This window comes from Photobacterium sp. GB-50 (genome assembly GCF_003026755.1).
In the GTDB taxonomy this organism is placed as follows: Bacteria; Pseudomonadota; Gammaproteobacteria; order Enterobacterales; family Vibrionaceae; genus Photobacterium.
Genome location: NZ_PYNX01000012.1, coordinates 94,615 through 113,227, shown reverse-complemented (window position 1 = coordinate 113,227; position 18,613 = coordinate 94,615). Strand labels below are relative to the sequence as shown.

The 18,613-nt window shown below is 41.5% G+C and carries 14 protein-coding genes, 1 tRNA gene and 1 rRNA gene; 8 read left to right on the top strand and 8 right to left on the bottom strand.

Annotation, left to right across the window (positions count from 1 at the left end; all coding sequences use genetic code 11):
• The 4 genes from C9J41_RS15135 to C9J41_RS15120 all read right to left on the bottom strand — a co-directional run.
• Positions 1-457, bottom strand: a 16S ribosomal RNA gene (locus tag C9J41_RS15135); the annotation flags it as partial.
• Positions 458-831: 374 nt separating this feature from the next.
• Positions 832-1,935, bottom strand: a complete 1,104-nt coding sequence (locus C9J41_RS15130) for an acyltransferase (protein ID WP_107207686.1) — start codon at positions 1,933-1,935, stop codon at positions 832-834.
• Positions 1,936-1,957: 22 nt separating this feature from the next.
• Complete coding sequence (locus C9J41_RS15125; protein WP_233218511.1) at positions 1,958-2,941, bottom strand: acyltransferase; 984 nt, start codon at positions 2,939-2,941, stop codon at positions 1,958-1,960.
• A gap of 356 nt (positions 2,942-3,297) precedes the next feature.
• A tRNA-Leu gene (locus C9J41_RS15120) sits at positions 3,298-3,382 on the bottom strand.
• 224 nt (positions 3,383-3,606) lie between these two features.
• On the opposite strand from C9J41_RS15120, the gene C9J41_RS15115 reads away from it, so the two are divergent.
• On the top strand, positions 3,607-4,098 hold the full coding sequence (locus C9J41_RS15115) for an RDD family protein (protein WP_107207685.1): 492 nt from the start codon (positions 3,607-3,609) through the stop codon (positions 4,096-4,098).
• Between the two features lie 33 nt (positions 4,099-4,131).
• On the opposite strand, the gene lptG is transcribed toward C9J41_RS15115, so the two are convergent.
• Entirely contained in the window at positions 4,132-5,205 is a 1,074-nt protein-coding gene (gene lptG, locus C9J41_RS15110) for an LPS export ABC transporter permease LptG (RefSeq protein ID WP_107207684.1), read from the bottom strand.
• Positions 5,205-6,305, bottom strand: coding sequence for an LPS export ABC transporter permease LptF (gene lptF, locus C9J41_RS15105; RefSeq protein WP_107207683.1), 1,101 nt, complete (start codon positions 6,303-6,305; stop codon positions 5,205-5,207). The genes lptG and lptF overlap by 1 nt, the downstream gene beginning before the upstream one ends.
• A 195-nt stretch (positions 6,306-6,500) precedes the next feature.
• Between lptF and pepA the strand changes: the two genes are divergently transcribed.
• The 5 genes from pepA (at position 6,501) to C9J41_RS15080 (ending at position 12,992) form a co-directional block, all read left to right on the top strand.
• Positions 6,501-8,009: a leucyl aminopeptidase gene (pepA, locus tag C9J41_RS15100; RefSeq protein WP_107247465.1), complete on the top strand. Its 1,509-nt coding sequence runs from the start codon at positions 6,501-6,503 to the stop codon at positions 8,007-8,009.
• A gap of 49 nt (positions 8,010-8,058) precedes the next feature.
• Positions 8,059-8,511 carry a DNA polymerase III subunit chi gene (locus C9J41_RS15095; protein WP_107292645.1) on the top strand — a complete coding sequence of 151 codons (453 nt, stop codon included), beginning with the start codon at positions 8,059-8,061 and terminating at the stop codon, positions 8,509-8,511.
• Positions 8,512-8,539: 28 nt separating this feature from the next.
• Positions 8,540-11,401, top strand: a complete 2,862-nt coding sequence (locus tag C9J41_RS15090; protein ID WP_107294735.1) for a valine--tRNA ligase — start codon at positions 8,540-8,542, stop codon at positions 11,399-11,401.
• Positions 11,402-11,581: 180 nt separating this feature from the next.
• Positions 11,582-11,998, top strand: coding sequence for a DUF2061 domain-containing protein (locus C9J41_RS15085; protein WP_107287771.1), 417 nt, complete (start codon positions 11,582-11,584; stop codon positions 11,996-11,998).
• Between the two features lie 88 nt (positions 11,999-12,086).
• Entirely contained in the window at positions 12,087-12,992 is a 906-nt protein-coding gene (locus C9J41_RS15080; RefSeq protein ID WP_107294734.1) for a helix-turn-helix domain-containing GNAT family N-acetyltransferase, read from the top strand.
• A 69-nt stretch (positions 12,993-13,061) separates the two neighbouring features.
• Here C9J41_RS15080 and C9J41_RS15075 read toward each other — a convergent pair whose 3' ends face one another.
• Positions 13,062-15,494: a glycoside hydrolase family 2 protein gene (locus C9J41_RS15075; protein WP_107294733.1), complete on the bottom strand. Its 2,433-nt coding sequence runs from the start codon at positions 15,492-15,494 to the stop codon at positions 13,062-13,064.
• 194 nt (positions 15,495-15,688) lie between these two features.
• Positions 15,689-16,087 (bottom strand): ribonuclease E inhibitor RraB, encoded by a 399-nt coding sequence (gene rraB / locus C9J41_RS15070; RefSeq protein ID WP_107247470.1) that lies wholly within the window; start codon positions 16,085-16,087, stop codon positions 15,689-15,691.
• A 304-nt stretch (positions 16,088-16,391) separates the two neighbouring features.
• Between rraB and C9J41_RS15065 the strand changes: the two genes are divergently transcribed.
• Together C9J41_RS15065 and pyrB are read left to right on the top strand one after the other, a co-directional pair.
• On the top strand, positions 16,392-17,402 hold the full coding sequence (locus tag C9J41_RS15065) for an ornithine carbamoyltransferase (protein ID WP_107260906.1): 1,011 nt from the start codon (positions 16,392-16,394) through the stop codon (positions 17,400-17,402).
• 272 nt (positions 17,403-17,674) lie between these two features.
• Entirely contained in the window at positions 17,675-18,604 is a 930-nt protein-coding gene (gene pyrB, locus C9J41_RS15060) for an aspartate carbamoyltransferase (RefSeq protein WP_107260904.1), read from the top strand.
• Positions 18,605-18,613: the final 9 nt, after the last annotated feature.

Below are 18,613 nucleotides of genomic sequence, written 5' to 3'. Positions count from 1 at the left end.
GCCTTCCTCACAACTGAAAGTACTTTACAACCCGAAGGCCTTCTTCATACACGCGGCATGGCTGCATCAGGGTTTCCCCCATTGTGCAATATTCCCCACTGCTGCCTCCCGTAGGAGTCTGGACCGTGTCTCAGTTCCAGTGTGGCTGATCATCCTCTCAGACCAGCTAGGGATCGTTGCCTTGGTGAGCCATTACCCCACCAACAAGCTAATCCCACCTGGGCTAATCCTGACGCGAGAGGCCCGAAGGTCCCCCTCTTTGCTCCGAAGAGATTATGCGGTATTAGCTATCGTTTCCAATAGTTATCCCCCACATCAGGGCATATTCCCAGGCATTACTCACCCGTCCGCCGCTCGTCAGCATTGATAGCAAGCTATCAATCTGTTACCGCTCGACTTGCATGTGTTAGGCCTGCCGCCAGCGTTCAATCTGAGCCATGATCAAACTCTTCAATTAAAGTTTTTGTGGTCGCTCTTGTAAAAAGGCGACCGGCTCAATGAATACTGTTAATTCATCATAAAATGATGAATGAATTGACTGTGCTGATACTTACGTATCAATTGGTCACTAGTATCATTGATAAATCTTTCGACTTAACTTTTCAACGAGTGCCCACACAGATTGCATGGTCAAATTGTTAAAGAACAATACTGATTTTGTCGCTTGCCAGTGGCTTGCTCCGTGTCAGTGAGGCCGCATTATAGAGATTCAGATCACATTGGCAAGCTTTTTTTTTCAATAAAAAACACCACAAAAATGCGATAGCTCAACATCTAATCACGAACATAATAATCGTATATTTTACACACTGAACGTCTGACATTTCATATCTATTTAAAGCCCATAACCCGTTTTCCTAATGCTTGTCCTTTAAGCTCTATATATTTATATGTCGTCTTCGACACAAGGATAACGATCAAAAGAACAGAAACAACAAGTACATTATTATAAAACGTCGAACCTAAATCGATAAACCGTGCACCCTCTATCATTGGAGCGATTGCTTTACCTAACACTTTTTGTCCTACTAATGCGACCGATGTAACCATAAAGAGAATAGCGGCATGTGTTAAATAGATAGAATAGGACCATTTACCTAAGACTTGAAATATACTTCTATTTAACAGTTTTGAAATCGCACCAGACTCAAAAGCAAAAAACAATACAACAAGATAGAACAATAGCGTTGCGTATATATATCTGTAGCTTATTTCATTTGAAACCAAATAAACTACAGCACTTAAAAGCGCGACTTCAATAATAGAGCCTGCAATAAATGGAATCGATATGTGCTTTACTTTGGTAAATACAACATACGTGAATGCACCACCAAAAAAACATGATAATCCATTAAATACATATGGTTGAAGTAGTGTTGAATTGTTCCCCATTAAGCCTAAAATCATAACGGCTATCGTCAACCAGCTCCATACCTTGTAACGACCAAATAGATATAGCGTCAGGAAGAGTAAAACATAGAGATAAAACTCAATGCTTATACTCCACGATGGATAGTTGAACGATAAAGGATCGGTTAATGATGTCCATGATTGCACCATTAATAGGTTAGGGAGTATTTCAGACAGAGATCCATGGCCTGTAAAGGGCAATGTATTAAAACTAAAACCAACGGTTTTATACGCAATATATTTCACCACCTCTAACCCAATGAATACCATCAGCATGCAAACATACAATGGATATAGTCGAAAAAAACGCGATGCTATATAAGATTTAAAGTGTAGGTTGTCCCTAAAACCATAACTATGGGCGAGCACAAAGCCACTTAGGGCAAAGAAAAACTCTACAAATAATTCGCTGCCTCTAAAAAAAGGTAACTCAGTCACACTCCCAACTGCACGAAAGTGAAATAACACAACAGATAATGCACATAACCCGCGAAAGGCATCAAGGGCTTCAAAACGTCTTGCCATATAACAACTCAACTTCAATCAATTAATGTCTAACGACTAATTTGGACTCGATGAAGTGCCAGCTAATCATTGCAAATAAGAAAACAAGTACAGTTGCAATTGCTGTACCTTGATAAATATTCTTGAAAAAACCATACATGATTAATGTTTGTAAGATTGGAAAATGCCAAATATAGATACCGTATGATATATCACCAATACGCTTGCTAACCGCTATTGGCTTTAACTTAAAAACAATAACGTACACTATAAAACTCACCGCGAACGCATAAATCACAAACCAGCTTTGTAAAAAGAATACTATCGGGATCAAGATCAGTAGATGCCAAAGCCTTAAAAACTTAGGCTCCGCAAAATTCCAATATGCCCCTAGCATGAAGAACACTAACATAGATGGTAATTGTCGATTAATGCTTGCTGGTAAACCATGATACTCAATGAAATACTGCACTGTATAAAAACAGCAAATCGATACTAAACCTAGTAGTATTGTCAGCTTTTTATTATCTAACTTTTTATTCAGTACACCATAGATAATAGGTACACAAATATAGAACATGACTTCAATTTTAATGGTCCATAATGCTGCATTAACAAAAGGTTGAAAATTATTTTCAAATAAACCGGGTAACGTCGGATGCAAGAAGTTAGCGAACACATAATTAGACGCTAAGTATTTACCGGCACCATTATTTATGTCGTCAATAAAACTACCGGAGTAATGAAAATATCCAAAAATAAACGCCGTTGTAATAACAATAAAATACAGTGGGTAAATACGTAAGAAACGTGACTTTACATAAGTTGATAAAGACTTTCTTTTTAAGTAGCTTTTTACTATCAAATAGCCACTAATAACGAAGAAGCAATGCACTGCTAAGCCGCCTGGTACATACATGAGGTATTCATTTTGAGTTTCTATCCCTATATGGAAATAGAAAACAAGTACAGCGAGGAAAATTCGTAATACATCAAAATTATTTTTAACCACGAGATCAAAACTCAAAAATGAACCAGAAATAATTATTACACAGTTTTTTTATAATCAAAGTATCCTTCTCATTTCAGATAAGACCTTCACATAAATTATTATAAATAAAAATGAGAGACTATATATTCATTTAGAACAATCATATCTATCTTTTTGTTATATATGAGTAAATGAGATGACATATTTGATTATAAACTAAATACTTGAATAGCTACGTTATTCGATTGATTCGACGCAATGCTGCAATCAAGTCAGATAACGTCTGTTTAGTGTAACAATAAATATGATATGAATGTCAAGGAGGTGTTGGTGAGCTTACTATCTAAAAACAACAAAGCCCCAATCTTTCGATTGAGGCTTTGTTTGAAATTTGGTGCCCGAGGACGGACTTGAACCGTCACTCCCGAAGGAAACGGATTTTGAATCCGTCGTGTATACCAATTTCACCACTCGGGCTTATAGCGGCTATTATACGTATCCAATGCAGCGAGGCAAGCCTTTATCGTTAAGATATTCAACCAATCTCTTTGACCGCTATTTTTTCATCCTATTTACCTCTTTGTTGGTGATAATAACACCAGGTCCCTTACACATTCTGTAGCAATATCAAGCGTTCTCTGACTTATTGTTTACTGTTACACTCAGCACATATGGACACAGTCAGATAAATCGGATGTTTTATGTCAAAATCAGCAATAATAAAAAAAACCACTTCCCCACAATATCCAACCTTATTTCGGCGTTTAGCCGCTTGGTTTTATGATGCTATAATTGTCGCTGCGATTCTTATGCTAGCAGGCGGTATAGCAATGGCAGGAATAGCGCTTTTACTTCATTTTAATATTCTCGATTTAGCTCACTATGAAGATGTAAGTGCTTATTTAACACATCATCCACAAGCTAATTTACTTTACTCTAGTTACTTAGGCGCCGTAATTATTGGATTCTACACTTACTTTTGGACTCATGGTGGCCAAACGTTAGGTATGCGAGCATGGAAATTAAAAGTACAAAATAAAGATGGTCGCCCAATTACTATCACTCAAGCATTGATCCGCGCTGCAACGGCAGCCTTAGGGTTAGGGAATTTGCTCGCATACAACACTAAACGTCGAGCATTACAAGACGTAATGGCTGAATGTGAAATGATAGTGACAAAAGATATTCGCTAATAAAAAAGGAGCCTTTAGGCTCCTTTTTCCATTTTATAGTTTGCGTCTTAGCAAATATATCGTGATAAACAAGAACGCTAAACTTGGACCTAATGCCCCTAAAATAGGCGGTAATCGGTACACTAAAATCATCGGTCCAAACACTTGGTCTGAAATATAAAATGCAAAACCAAAAATGACACCTGAAAGGACACGAGCCCCCATAGTAACAGAGCGAAGAGGACCAAATACAAAAGATAATGCTAATAGCATCATAACAGCAATGGATATAGGCTGAAGCGCTTTACGCCAGAATGCTAACTCATAACGAGAAGCATCTTGCTTGGTCTCTTTGAGATAATTCACATAATGATATAAGCCAGACAACGATAATTCTTCAGGTTTCACCGTCACAACCGCTAATTTATCTGGTGTTAATGTTGTTTCCCAATGCTTACTTGCTATATGGCTATTGGTTAACTGACTACTACCTGTCATGTCTGTTATGGTTACATCATGCATTGTCCAACCCGTCGCTTTATCGTAAGACGCGCGTTTTGCAGATGTTACATCTTCCAACTGGCCTTTGTTGTCAAACTGCCAAATATTAACAACATCCACTTTATTGAGATCATGAACACGTCCCATATAAATGAAGCTATTATCATTTTTAGCCCATACGCCACTTTGTGCAGAAATCATACTACCGCCATAAACCCATATCGAACGATACTCACGTGCCATTTTCTGCGCTTGCGGTGCTCCCCACTGTCCCAGTAATACAACCACTATCATCATAGGGACTGCCGTTTTTAAGGTCGATAAACCAATATCAAGTTTAGAAAAGCCTGCCGCTTGCATTACCACCAGCTCAGAGCTTGATGCCAGCATTCCTAAACCAATCAATGCGCCTAATAATACCGCCATAGGAAAGAACATAATGATGTCTTGCGGCATTGATAATAAAACAAAATACAGCGCCTTGAGGAGATCGTAGCTTCCTTGTCCCACTTTTCTTAGTTGATCAACGTATTTAATAATCGCAGATAAGCCCACTAAGGTTGATAGTGTCAGTGAGAAAGTTGCAATGATCGTTCGACCTATATACCAGTCGAGAATTTTAAACATTAACTGCGTCTCCGTAATTTATCTTTAAGGCGTCGCACAGGCATAGAATCCCAGCTATTTAAAGCAAGAGCAACTAACAAGGTTGTAATATTAATTGGCCACATGCCAATAGCTGATGGGATAATACCATCCTCAATCGCTGATTTTGCGGATGAGATCGCTAAGAAATAAGCCAGATAAATCAACACAGCAGGTGCTAATTTTGCAAATCGTCCTTGACGTGGATTAACAGCCGATAGCGGAACAACAATCATTACTAACAATGGAATACAAAGTACTAAAGAGAAACGCCACTGTAATTCAGCTTTTGCAGCTAAGCTTTGATCTTTTATTAAGGTCATTGTGGGCTGGGCTTCCCAATCACGATTACCAGCTTTAACTTCACGTTGCCCTATTAGCGCTTGGTAGTCATGAAAATGAGTAATGGAGTAATTTAGCTGAGTAGGAATGCCTTCATATCGAGCACCGTTATTTAATTCTAACATTTGACGACCATCAGATAACTCTTTGACGGTACCATTGTCTGCAACAATCACACTAGGCTGCAAGGTGCCAGAGGCTTTTAATTGCGCGACAAAAACCTTATGAAGTTTTGAGCCTTTATCGGTGATATTGTCAATAAATATAACCCCACTTCCATTCGGTGCCGGCTGAAACGTCCCCTTTACCAACATATTTAACGTTGGCCCAGCCTTTGTCTCTTCTTTAAGCTGCTCTATATGCTCTTGCGACCAAGGTGCAACCCAAAATGAATTCACAGCGGCAATTGCCCCCGTAATAATGGCCAAAGCTAATGCTGATTGGAGTAATAATTTGTTCCCCATCCCCGTCGCATTCATCACCGTGATTTCACTTTCAGCATATAATCTACCGAACGTGAGTAAGATCCCGATGTATAAACTCAGAGGGAGCATTAATAGTGCCATCGAAGGGATAGATAATCCCATGAAGGTTAGAATGAGATCACTCGGGATCGAGCCATCGGTTGCATCGGCTAAAATGCTAATAAACTTTTGGCTAATAAAGACAAGGAAAAGTACAAAAAGTACCGCTAATTGGCTCTTTAATGTCTCTCTTGTCAAATACCTAACAATAATCACGCGTTATATTCCCATAGAAAACTTGTTTTTTTGATGGAATCACTATAGTTTTTCGTTAAATCAGTTATTTTGTTATCTTTCAGCTAAATGAAAGACTGCACTCTAAGCGTATACCGAAATCACGGCAGAGCAAACAGTGTGGTATTATCCAACATTTAGCGTTAATTGTCTTTAATTAGGATGTTAGGAGTACGCATGGAGTTCAGTGTAAAAAGCGGCAGCCCCGAAAAACAGCGTAGTGCTTGTATTGTTGTTGGCGTCTTTGAACCACGTCGCCTCTCTCCAATCGCGGAACAGCTAGATAAAATCAGTGATGGTTATATCAGCTCCTTACTGCGTCGTGGCGACCTCGAAGGTAAACCTGGGCAAATGCTTTTACTACACCACGTACCAAACGTGTTATCAGAACGTGTTTTACTGGTCGGTTGTGGTAAAGAACGGGAATTAGATGAGCGCCAATACAAGCAAATCATCAAAAAAACGATCAGTACTTTAAATGAAACTGGCTCTATGGAAGCTGTGTGCTTCTTAACAGAGCTTCATGTAAAAGGTCGTGATACATACTGGAAAGTACGTCAAGCTGTCGAAACAACTAAAGATAGCTTGTATACCTTCAACCAGTTTAAGAGTAATAAACCAGAGACTCGTCGTCCACTACGTAAACTAGTCTTTAATGTACCGACTCGTCGCGAGCTCTCTTTAGGTGAACGCGCTATCAGCCATGGTCTAGCGATAGCATCTGGTGTTCGCGCAAGTAAAGATTTGGGTAATATGCCACCAAACGTGGCAAACCCAGCCTATCTTGCTTCACAAGCACGCCGTCTAGCCGATGATTTTGAGACCGTAAGCACTAAAATCATTGGTGAGCAAGAGATGCAATCTTTAGGGATGACATCATACCTTGCAGTGGGTCGTGGCTCTAAAAATGAAGCGATGATGTCTGTTATTGAGTACAAAGGTAACCCCGATTTAGACGCTAAGCCTATCGTTCTTGTCGGTAAAGGGTTAACTTTTGATTCAGGTGGTATTTCGATTAAACCTGGTGCTCAAATGGACGAAATGAAGTACGACATGTGTGGTGCAGCCTCTGTGTTCGGTACCATGAAAGCATTAGCTAAGCTTAATTTACCCATCAATGTGGTTGGTGTGTTAGCGGGCTGTGAAAATATGCCTGGCGGCAATGCTTATCGTCCTGGTGATATTTTAACCACCATGTCAGGTCAAACAGTTGAAGTATTAAATACCGATGCTGAAGGTCGTTTAGTGCTTTGTGATGCATTAACTTACGTTGAGCGTTTTGAACCTGAATGTGTGATTGACGTTGCGACACTAACAGGTGCTTGTGTTGTTGCTTTAGGTAATCACATTAGTGGTTTAATGAGTAACCATAATCCACTGTCGCATGAAATTATAAATGCGTCAGAGCAATCCGGTGATCGCGCTTGGCGTCTACCGATGAGTGATGAATACCAAGAGCAAATTGCGAGCCCATTTGCTGATATGGCAAACTTAGGCACGCCTGGCGCTGGTACTATAACGGCTGGTTGTTTCTTATCTCGCTTTACTAAAAAGTACAACTGGGCGCACCTTGATATTGCAGGTACCGCTTGGAAAGGTGGTGCAGCAAAAGGCTCTACCGGTCGACCAGTCCCTCTCCTTGTCCAGTTCTTATTAAACAGAGCAGGCCAAGAGATCGTCGAGTAAAAGACATCGAAAAGGGCCGCAAGGCCCTTTTCTTTAGGAACAAAAAACCATGACTCATGCTACGTTTTATATAATCGATGACAAGCAAGAGAGCGCTGATAGTCACTTTCAGTGCCATTTTGCCTGTCATTTAGCAGCAATGAGTTACCGGCAAGGTAACAGCGTTTACCTACTCGCAGCAAATAAACAGCAAGCAGAACAAATAGATGAATATCTATGGCAGCAAGATCCTGACAGTTTTGTGCCCCACAACCTTGTCGGAGAAGGGCCTAATGGCGGCTCTCCCGTTGAGATAGGGTGGTCAACATTACGTCATACTGGACGCCGTGCTACGCTAATTAATTTAGCGCAAAACGCACCAAATTTTGCGGTTAGCTTTGCACAAGTGGTAGACTTCGTTCCTTGCGATGAAAAGCTCAAGCAGTTAGCGCGCGAGCGTTACAAGGCATATCGTCTTGCTGGCATTCAAATTACGACTGCCACTGCTACTGAGACGCCCTAATTCCACATAGAATCCTTCTAAGAGCGCTATGGAAAAGACATACAACCCACAATCAATTGAACAAGCGCTATATCAGCGCTGGGAAGAGGCTGGTTACTTCAAGCCTCATGGTGATACATCTAAAGATGCTTACAGCATTATGATCCCACCACCAAACGTCACAGGTAGCCTACACATGGGCCACGCGTTCCAGGATACCATTATGGATACCCTGATCCGTTGTGAGCGTATGAAAGGCAAAAACACCTTATGGCAGGTTGGTACTGACCACGCAGGTATTGCTACCCAAATGGTTGTGGAACGTAAGATTGCTGCTGAAGAAGGCAAAACAAAGCACGATTACGGTCGTGATGCTTTCATCGATAAGATCTGGGAATGGAAAGGCGAATCTGGTGGCACAATCACTAAGCAGCTTCGTCGCCTTGGCGCATCAGTAGACTGGGATCGTGAGCGCTTCACGATGGATGATGGTCTATCAAATGCCGTTCAAGAAGTTTTCGTTCGTCTATACCAAGAAGATCTTCTTTACCGCGGTAAGCGTCTAGTTAACTGGGATCCTAAACTACACACTGCGATCTCAGATCTAGAAGTTGAAAACAAAGATAAAAAAGGCCACATGTGGCACTTCCGTTACCCATTAGCTGATGGCGTACAAACAGCGGAAGGTAAAGACTACATCGTTGTTGCAACTACACGTCCTGAAACTATGCTGGGCGATACTGGTGTTGCCGTTAACCCTGAAGATCCACGTTACAAAGATCTGATCGGTAAAGAAATCATTCTTCCAATCGTTGGCCGTCGCATCCCTATCGTAGGTGATGAACACGCTGATATGGAAAAAGGCACCGGTTGTGTAAAAATCACTCCTGCACATGATTTCAATGACTACGAAGTAGGTAAACGTCATAGCCTGCCTATGATCAACATCCTAACGTTCAATGCTGATATTCGTGATGCTGCTGAAGTCTTCACAACCAATGGCGAGCCAAGTGATGCATACAGCACAGCGCTGCCAGAGAAATACCATGGCATGGAACGTTTTGCTGCACGTAAAGCGATTGTTGCTGAATTTGATGAACTAGGTCTACTAGAAGAAATCAAAGATCACGACCTAACGATCCCTTACGGTGACCGTGGCGGCGTGGTTATTGAACCAATGCTAACTGACCAATGGTACGTTCGTGCAGCTCCGCTAGCAAAACCTGCTGTTGAAGCGGTTGAAAACGGTGATATTCAATTCGTACCTAAGCAGTACGAAAACATGTACTTCGCTTGGATGCGTGACATTCAAGACTGGTGTATTTCACGTCAGCTATGGTGGGGTCACCGTATTCCTGCTTGGTACGACAACGACGGTAATGTTTACGTTGGTCGTAACGAAGCTGAAGTACGTGAAAAACATAACCTAGCACCGGTTGTCGTATTACGCCAAGACGATGATGTACTTGATACATGGTTCTCTTCAGCACTATGGACATTCGGTACGCAAGGCTGGCCAGAAAACACCGCTGATCTTCAAACCTTCCACCCATCTGATGTGTTGGTAACTGGTTTTGATATCATCTTCTTCTGGGTTGCACGTATGATCATGATGACCATGCACTTCTGTAAAGATGAAGACGGCAAGCCACAAGTACCATTTAAAACCGTTTACGTAACGGGTCTTATCCGTGACGAAAACGGCGATAAAATGTCGAAATCTAAGGGTAACGTTATCGACCCTATCGACATGATCGACGGTATTGATCTTGAGTCTCTAGTAGAGAAGCGTTGTGGCAATATGATGCAGCCACAACTTGCATCGAAGATCGAAAAAGCGACACGTAAAACATTTGAGAACGGCATCGAACCTTACGGTACTGATGCCCTACGTTTCACTCTTGCTGCTATGGCTTCAACGGGCCGTGACATCAACTGGGACATGAAACGTCTTGAAGGTTACCGTAACTTCTGTAATAAGCTATGGAACGCAAGTCGTTACGTACTAATGAACACAGAAGATCAAGATTGCGGTTTCGCAGCAGGTAGCGAGCTTGACTACTCACTAGCAGACAAGTGGATTGAATCACAATTCCAGCTAGCGGCAAAAGAGTTCAATGCTCACATTGATAACTTCCGTTTAGATATGGCTGCTGGTGTACTTTACGAGTTCATCTGGAACCAATTCTGTGACTGGTACCTAGAGCTAACTAAACCTGTTCTATGGAAAGGTACAGAAGCACAGCAACGTGCAACGCGTCATACTCTAATCACAGTGCTAGAGAAGACATTACGTCTTGCGCATCCTGTTCTTCCTTACATCACTGAATCAATCTGGCAGAGCGTTAAACCACTCGTTGACGGTGTTGAAGGTGAAACCATCATGACTCAGGCATTGCCTCAGTTTGATGAAGCGCAATTTGACCAAGCAGCAATCACTGACATTGAGTTTGTTAAAGCGTTTATCACGAGTATTCGTAACCTACGTGCAGAATACGATATCGCGCCAAGTAAGCCATTATCAGTAATGCTAAAAGTGGCTGATGCCGCTGATACTGCACGTGTTGAAGCAAACCTGACGGTACTGAAATCTCTAGCAAAACTAGAAGAAGTGAAAGTATTAGCTGACGGTGAAGCAACACCAGCTTGTGCGACTGCACTTGTAGGCAAATCTGAATTGATGATCCCTATGGCGGGCTTGATTGATAAAGATGCAGAGCTTGCACGTTTAGACAAAGAAATCGCAAAAATGGAAGGCGAAATCAAACGTACTTCTGGTAAGCTAAGTAACGAAGGCTTCGTTGCTAAAGCGCCTGAAATCGTGATCACTAAAGAGCGTGAAAAGCTAGCCGGTTATGAAGAAACATTAGTGAAGCTTATTGAGCAAAAAGCAACGATTGCTGCGCTATAATCTCACCAATCATTCTTGATTAATAAAAACCGACAGTCACATACTGTCGGTTTTTTTATATCTCAAATCTGGCATCTCTTTTCAAACAATAGCTTTTACCTATTAGTAATATAAAAAATAACAAATTTAGTTCTTAATAATATTCAATGATAATGACCTCATCGAATTGAGGATCACCTTATGAAAAAGACAGTCAGTTTTGCCGCCATCCATTTTACTATTGCTTTTACAGTGGCTTACCTTCTTACAGGCGATATCATTATTGGTAGTTTAATTGCAATGATTGAGCCGATGGTTAATACCGTTGCCTTTTATTTCCATGAAAAAGTGTGGCAAAGCAAAACACTCAAACAATCACACTTTAATACGCCAAGTCGCAAAACAGTAAGCTTTGCTATTGTGCACTTCAGTGTCGCATTTAGTGTTGTTTACCTTCTTACAGGTGACATACTGATTGGTAGCTTAATGGCAATGATCGAACCTGCAATTAATACCATGGCTTACTATTTCCATGAGCGTGTATGGCAACGTAAAAATCACAACCAAAATGAGACACATCAGCCAACTTGGCTAGATGCAATGGCTTGTCAGCACTAATAAACACCATGATAGATTAAACAGATTGACATTGTTGCAGGCTGCAACTATTTTAATTGCGTAATGCAATTAAATTCAAGGACGGATCATGCTGCCCCAACAACTTCGCCAACTTTCTCGTCAATTAGTCCGTCAACTCGGCATGCTAAATAGTCAGTGTGGCCAACTCGCCCTTACCCCTGTACAAGCCCACACTTTGATTGAGCTTGAGCAAGGACCTTGTACGGTTAATCAAATGGCAGAGCGTTTACGGGTCGATAAATCCAATGCCAGCCGTAATTTAGCCATGTTACTCAATCAAGGATTGATCCATTCAATTGCCAACCCTAGCGATAAACGTAGCCAACTCTCCCAGTTAACACCCAAGGGTATTCAAACACTCACCGCTCTTCACCATCAGCTTGATCAAGATACCCAAACGATTTTAGATCAGCTGGATCAAGATGAAATAGAGCAGTTAGAAACAAGTTTACGCCGTTATCATAAAGCTTTGACAATCACAGAGCATCAACAGGGGTACGTGCTAAGAGAAATCACGCCTTTGGATAATGCCGCCGTTGCTGCACTCATTCGTCGTGTTTCAGCAGAATATGGATTAACCCCAGATAGAGGCTTTAGCGTTGCGGATCCTCATCTTGATGATCTCTGCCAGCATTACCAATTACCGAAAAGCCGTTATTGGGTAATAGAAAAAAACAATCGTATTTTAGGCTGTGGCGGTATAGCGCCATTAACAGGAGATGCGCAGTGGAGTGAACTGCAAAAAGTCTTCTTCTTACCAGAGCTCAGAGGTAAGGGATTCGCACGGGTATTAACCGTTAAAGCATTAAAGTTTGCCCGAGAAAATGGCTTTAAAGGGTGCTATTTAGAAACCACAGAGGTATTAAAAGAAGCGGTGAAACTCTATCAATCTTTAGGTTTTGTCGATATTCCAACTGCGCTTGGTAATACAGGGCACAACGCTTGTGAAATTCACATGCTTAAAACCTTCTAACATATTAATTGATAATAAAAAGCCTGCTCAGAGACTCTCTCAGCAGGCTTTTTTAAACGATATACTGTATTAATAGCTTTGCTTTAAATGGTAAACACGTAAGCCTTGCACAACTTCATCGTAACTGGCTGAGCCAATGTATTTCACTTGGCGTTGGTGCTCAGGGACGAGCGTGAAGCTTGAATCTTCAAAGCGACCTTCCCCTTCAAATTCCAAATGAACATAGAAAGCAGGTTTGTTGCTACTCAGCATCACTGATATTTCACCATTCATTTCAGCAACTTCAAAACGTAAATCAGGATCTTCTAATTCACATTCTTTAGGTTTAGCTGGGAACCATGTGTTTTCAATTAGTTTATCGCCGTTACGTAAATGCACATGGAAGAAGCCTTCAGTCTCGTGACCATCAAGATCCTCGTTTAACCATTCCCACACCACTTTCGTGCAATCAGGATCAAGGAACTCTGAAATAGGTTCACGATATAAAATCTCACCTTCCCAACTCTGCCATACCACTTCACCTTTTAACTCAGCACTATTGCGACCATCATTGATCAAGTGAAGTTTTACCCCTTGCTCATCGCGAATAAAGGTCGCCATCTGTGGCGCAAAGAAACGTCGAGTATGATAGTGCAACTGTTTCCAACGACCACTATATTCTAGCGAAGACCATGAGCTTACTGGCCAGCAATCATTCAATTGCCAGAATAAAATGCCACGGTTTGTCGGCTTATGTGCACGCCAATATTCTGCTGCCGTTTTAATCGCCATCGCTTGTTGTACTTGCGATAGGTACAACATATTGACGAAACCATTAGGGAAACGGAAATAACGGGTAAACATTTCAGTGATAATCGAGTTACCACGGCTATTTTTCTGATGACATTCAAAACTTGGTGACGTGATATTCCAATCTTGCTCAGGAGCAAACGTCTTCACTGTCGGCAGTGACGGCCATGATTGGAAACCAAACTCTGAGCAAAAACGTGGCGTAACGGTTTGGTAGGCTTCAAAATCTTTACCTGAATGCCATACATCCCAAAAATGCATGTCGCCACGTTTATCATCGTGCCACGCATCGCCAAAATCTAACTCACCATTACACGGCGAACTCGCCCAAAAACGACGAGAAGGATCTTCTTTTTCAACTACTTCTGCTAATGCTCGGTTTAAACGATCATAGTTAACAAGATATTTTTCTCGGTTTTGACGGGATTCAGGATACCAACTAATCGCACCTATCACTTCATTGTCGCCACACCATAAGGCTAGGCTTGCATGATCTTTTAGACGGCGGACTTGGTATTCAACTTCCTGTTTTACTTCTGCTACAAAATCAGGTGTTGAAGGGTACAGCGCACAAGCAAACATCAAATCTTGCCATACCATGATCCCTAATTCATCACATAACTCATAGAAGATATCTTTTTCATACATGCCTCCGCCCCAAACACGTAGCATGTTCATATTGGCAGCTAACGCATCTTCAAGCAAAGAACGATAGCGTTGATCCGTCATGCGTGAAGGCATCGCATCCATCGGAATCCAATTGGCACCTAATGCCGAGATCTCAACATCATTAACTTTAAAGACCATACTTTGGCCAAGTTCATCATCTTCAGTGATCAACTCAAGCTTGCGCAGACCAATCTTCTTATTGATATAACTGCCGTCAGCTTCAATTTTAAGATCATATAAACGTGGTTTACCATACCCAGCGGGCCACCAACGACGAGGCTCTGCAATACGGAACAAGACAGATGTTTTCGTTGCGTCACGATCAAGCGTCAAGTGGAAGGTTTGATCGTTAAACGTGACAGCTGCGTTTGCTAATCCTTTCTCTGATACCACTTCATAATTGAGCGTGACAGATAATTCGCACTCTTGATCTAGCCACTTTTGTTTCGTACTCACATGACTGATTCGAATATGCTCAATTGGCTGTAATTCAATATCGCCATATACCCCTAATACAGATAAACAAATACCCCAGTCCCAACCCGCATGACATTGGGTTTTACGCAAGGTATTCATATGAGGGATCTGGTTATTACCTTCTGCCCATGGCACTGGAAATGGCAATTTATCAGCACGCTTTTTAGCTGCAAGATCAGCACGGTGTAATACGATTTCAATTCTGTTGCAGCCTACTTGCAGACAACTTAATACATCTACTTTGTGACGCATAAACATATTATTAAAATCAGCCACGGTGTGCCCGTTTAAACGAATTTCAGCCACGGTATCAAGGTGATCCATCACTAAATCCATCGCATTACAGGCTAACTGCGCTTCGGTTAAGTCGAACTGTCGACTTACGATCCAATCACACTCCCCAACCCATTGGACTTTCTTTTCATTGGTAGCCCAGTAAGGATCAGGGATCTCACCTGCAGCAAAAAGCGCAGAATGAACATCACCTGGTAAATCAATATGCAGATCTTGTAAAGCCGCTCGCTGAACACAGGTTAATTGCCATTGACCATTAAGCGAAATTGTCATCATAACTCCAGCACTGAGTACACTCAGTAAGCTTGATAATAAAAAAGGTATATCTACGCAGTTTTTCAATAACGCACTGTGATCATTATTAAACTTTGATCATTAAGCAGAATAAAAAGTGCGAGTCCCCACAGCTAAAAGGCGAAAAAGCCAGCAAATATGCCGGCTTTTTTATTATTCGTCTATTTTAACGATTATTCTTCGTCGTCGTACTCTTCATCGTCGTCTTCACCAGACTCGAAGTAAGTGCCCCAACCGTCGTAATCGATATTGTGTTTTTCAGCAAGTTTGATCAACTTCTCAGCTTGTTCGTCAATCAACTCAGCGTTCAGTGCTGATTCCATTACAGCATCGAAACAAACAACTTTACCGCCGCCATCTTCTGGCGCTAGTTCAAGTTCTTCTGCTTCTAAAACTTCAAAACCAAGTTTAAAGGCTTCTACAGCAGCACCTTCTAACTCTTCAAACGTATCCGCTGAAAAGTGGTGCTCAATCGTATAAAGAGCATCTGGCTCACTGCCATCTTCAAGTAACGCGGCAATAATTTCGCGTGTTTCTTCTTTTTGCTCTTCGATCAGTTCTGCATAAGACATGGGTTCACTCCGACTGTGGAATCAATTTGCTGGCAAATATCGCATGGTTTGCCATCAATTACCACCTGTTAGTGAGAAGCACCGATAATTAGTATTGCCTTGAGTTTTAGCGTTCATATTCAACATTCTTATTACTGTCGGAAAAACCAAGGAAACCAAATAATCTTGCATAATAAGCGCACAGCTATTCACAATGCAGTAATAATAAGATAAACATAAAGCAACAATAACGAATATCTAGTAACCTAGTCACAACAAAGGGGTATTCGGTTAGAAACATTATAAAATGCAAGAGGGAACTATCATGGCTTTTAATCTTCGTAACCGTAACTTCCTTAAATTATTAGATTTTACTCCACGAGAAATTCAACATCTTCTCGATTTATCTGCTGAATTAAAAAAAGCCAAATACAATGGTTACGAGCAGCCACGCTTAAGCGGAAAAAATATTGCGCTCATCTTTGAAAAAGCATCGACCCGTACTCGTTGTGCATTTGAAGTGGCGGCTTTTGATCAAGGTGCAAAAGTGACATATCTTGGCCCATCAGGCTCACAAATCGGCCATAAAGAATCAATGAAAGACACCGCGCGCGTATTGGGTCGTATGTATGATGGCATTGAATACCGCGGTTTTGGTCAAGCCATTGTTGAAGAGTTGGGGCAATACGCTGGCGTACCTGTTTGGAATGGGTTAACCGATGAATTCCATCCGACTCAAATCTTAGCTGATTTTCTAACGATGCAAGAACATGGCCGTGGCAAGCAACTCCATGAAATCACCTTTGCTTATTTAGGTGATGCACGTAATAACATGGGAAATTCATTGCTCGTTGGGGCGGCGAAAATGGGGATGGATATTCGTCTCGTTGCGCCCAAAGCGTTCTGGCCTGAAGACGAGTTAGTGGCACAGTGTCGTGAAATTGCATTAGAAACAGGCGCGAAAATCACTCTCACAGAAAATGTGCAAGAAGGCGTTCAAGGATGTGACTTTTTGTATACCGATGTATGGGTTTCAATGGGCGAAGCAAAACAAGCATGGGCTGAGCGTATTCAGTTAATGCTCCCTTATCAAGTCAATATGGACTTACTAAAAGCAACAGGGAATCCACATGTGAAATTTATGCATTGCTTACCCGCTTTTCATGGTGAAGACACCACAATTGGTAAGGAGCTTGCGCAAGAATATCCTGAACTGGCCCAAGGCGTTGAAGTCACCGATGAGGTCATTGAATCCAAACATTCAATTGTTTTTGATGAAGCAGAGAATCGTATGCACACTATTAAAGCGGTCATGGTGGCAACACTGGGGCATTAATAAATGCCTATTGATAGTTTTCGCAAACGCTTGCGTCACTTAAAAATGACGGTATAATTCTTGCCAATTTGTCGAACACGAGCTAAGAGATGAACCTGACAATAACTCCACTACAGAATTATCGTCACCGCTTTTTAACGCAGGTTCGTGTTTCTATTTTTATAAAAAAAGCCTCCTTTTATTAAGGAGGCTTTTTTTTGTCTGTAAATCGGCAAGGATCACGGTGAATGCCGTATTGAGCGTTATTTATTTTATTTTGAGGGAAAGAAACCATGGCTAATTCGCTGTTTAAAAAGCATATTATTTCCATCCCAGAGCTTAGTCGCGCAGAGCTTGAATTAATTATCCAAACCGCAGGACAATTGAAAGCTGATCCTAATCCTGAACTGCTAAAAAACAAAGTGATTGCAAGTTGCTTCTTTGAACCATCAACCCGTACCCGACTCTCATTTGAAACGGCTATTCAACGTTTAGGCGGGACTGTGGTGGGGTTTGATAGCGCTGGCAATACGTCTCTAGCAAATAAAGGCGAAACTCTGTCTGATTCCGTTCAAGTGATTACTTCATACGTTGACGCTTTCGTTATGCGTCACCCTCAAGAAGGCGCTGCTCGTCTGGCATCTGAATTTTCTAACGGTATTCCTGTGATCAATGGTGGGGATGGGGCAAACCAACACCCAACGCAGACCCTGTTAGATCTGTTCACCATTTACGAAACCCAAGGCACGTTAGATAACATTAATATCGCCTTTGTTGGTGACTTGAAATACGGTCGTACGGTGCACTCGTTAACCCAAGCATTATCTAAATTTGATAACGTGAAGTTCTTCTTTATCGCCCCGGAAGTACTCGCAATGCCTGACTATATTTGTGAAGAATTAGATGATGCAGGTATCGCTTACAGCTTGCACAGCGATATGGAAGATGTGATCCCTGAGCTTGATATCCTTTACATGACGCGAGTACAAAAAGAGCGTTTTGATGAATCAGAATACGCCCACATGAAAGCGGCTTATATCTTAACGGCGAAGATGCTAGAAGGGGCAAGAGACAACTTAAAAGTGCTGCATCCACTGCCACGTGTCGATGAAATTACGGTAGATGTTGATAAAACTAAACATGCTTACTTCTTCCAGCAAGCAGAAAATGGTGTTTACGCACGTCAGGCGCTATTAGCCCTAGTTCTTAACGAAACCTTATAAGCAGGAGCG

Bases quoted from the DNA above. Each gene is read 5' to 3' on its own strand.
- C9J41_RS15090 (WP_107294735.1), top strand. From the start codon at position 8,540: ATGGAAAAGACATACAACCCACAATCAATTGAACAAGCGCTATATCAG.
- C9J41_RS15080 (WP_107294734.1), top strand. From the start codon at position 12,087: ATGCTGCCCCAACAACTTCGCCAACTTTCTCGTCAATTAGTCCGTCAA.
- C9J41_RS15085 (WP_107287771.1), top strand. From the start codon at position 11,582: ATGAAAAAGACAGTCAGTTTTGCCGCCATCCATTTTACTATTGCTTTT.
- C9J41_RS15065 (WP_107260906.1), top strand. From the start codon at position 16,392: ATGGCTTTTAATCTTCGTAACCGTAACTTCCTTAAATTATTAGATTTT.
- pyrB (WP_107260904.1), top strand. From the start codon at position 17,675: ATGGCTAATTCGCTGTTTAAAAAGCATATTATTTCCATCCCAGAGCTT.
- pepA (WP_107247465.1), top strand. From the start codon at position 6,501: ATGGAGTTCAGTGTAAAAAGCGGCAGCCCCGAAAAACAGCGTAGTGCT.
- C9J41_RS15075 (WP_107294733.1), bottom strand. From the start codon at position 15,494: ATGACAATTTCGCTTAATGGTCAATGGCAATTAACCTGTGTTCAGCGA.
- lptG (WP_107207684.1), bottom strand. From the start codon at position 5,205: ATGTTTAAAATTCTCGACTGGTATATAGGTCGAACGATCATTGCAACT.
- C9J41_RS15130 (WP_107207686.1), bottom strand. From the start codon at position 1,935: ATGGCAAGACGTTTTGAAGCCCTTGATGCCTTTCGCGGGTTATGTGCA.
- rraB (WP_107247470.1), bottom strand. From the start codon at position 16,087: ATGTCTTATGCAGAACTGATCGAAGAGCAAAAAGAAGAAACACGCGAA.
- C9J41_RS15095 (WP_107292645.1), top strand. From the start codon at position 8,059: ATGACTCATGCTACGTTTTATATAATCGATGACAAGCAAGAGAGCGCT.
- C9J41_RS15115 (WP_107207685.1), top strand. From the start codon at position 3,607: ATGTCAAAATCAGCAATAATAAAAAAAACCACTTCCCCACAATATCCA.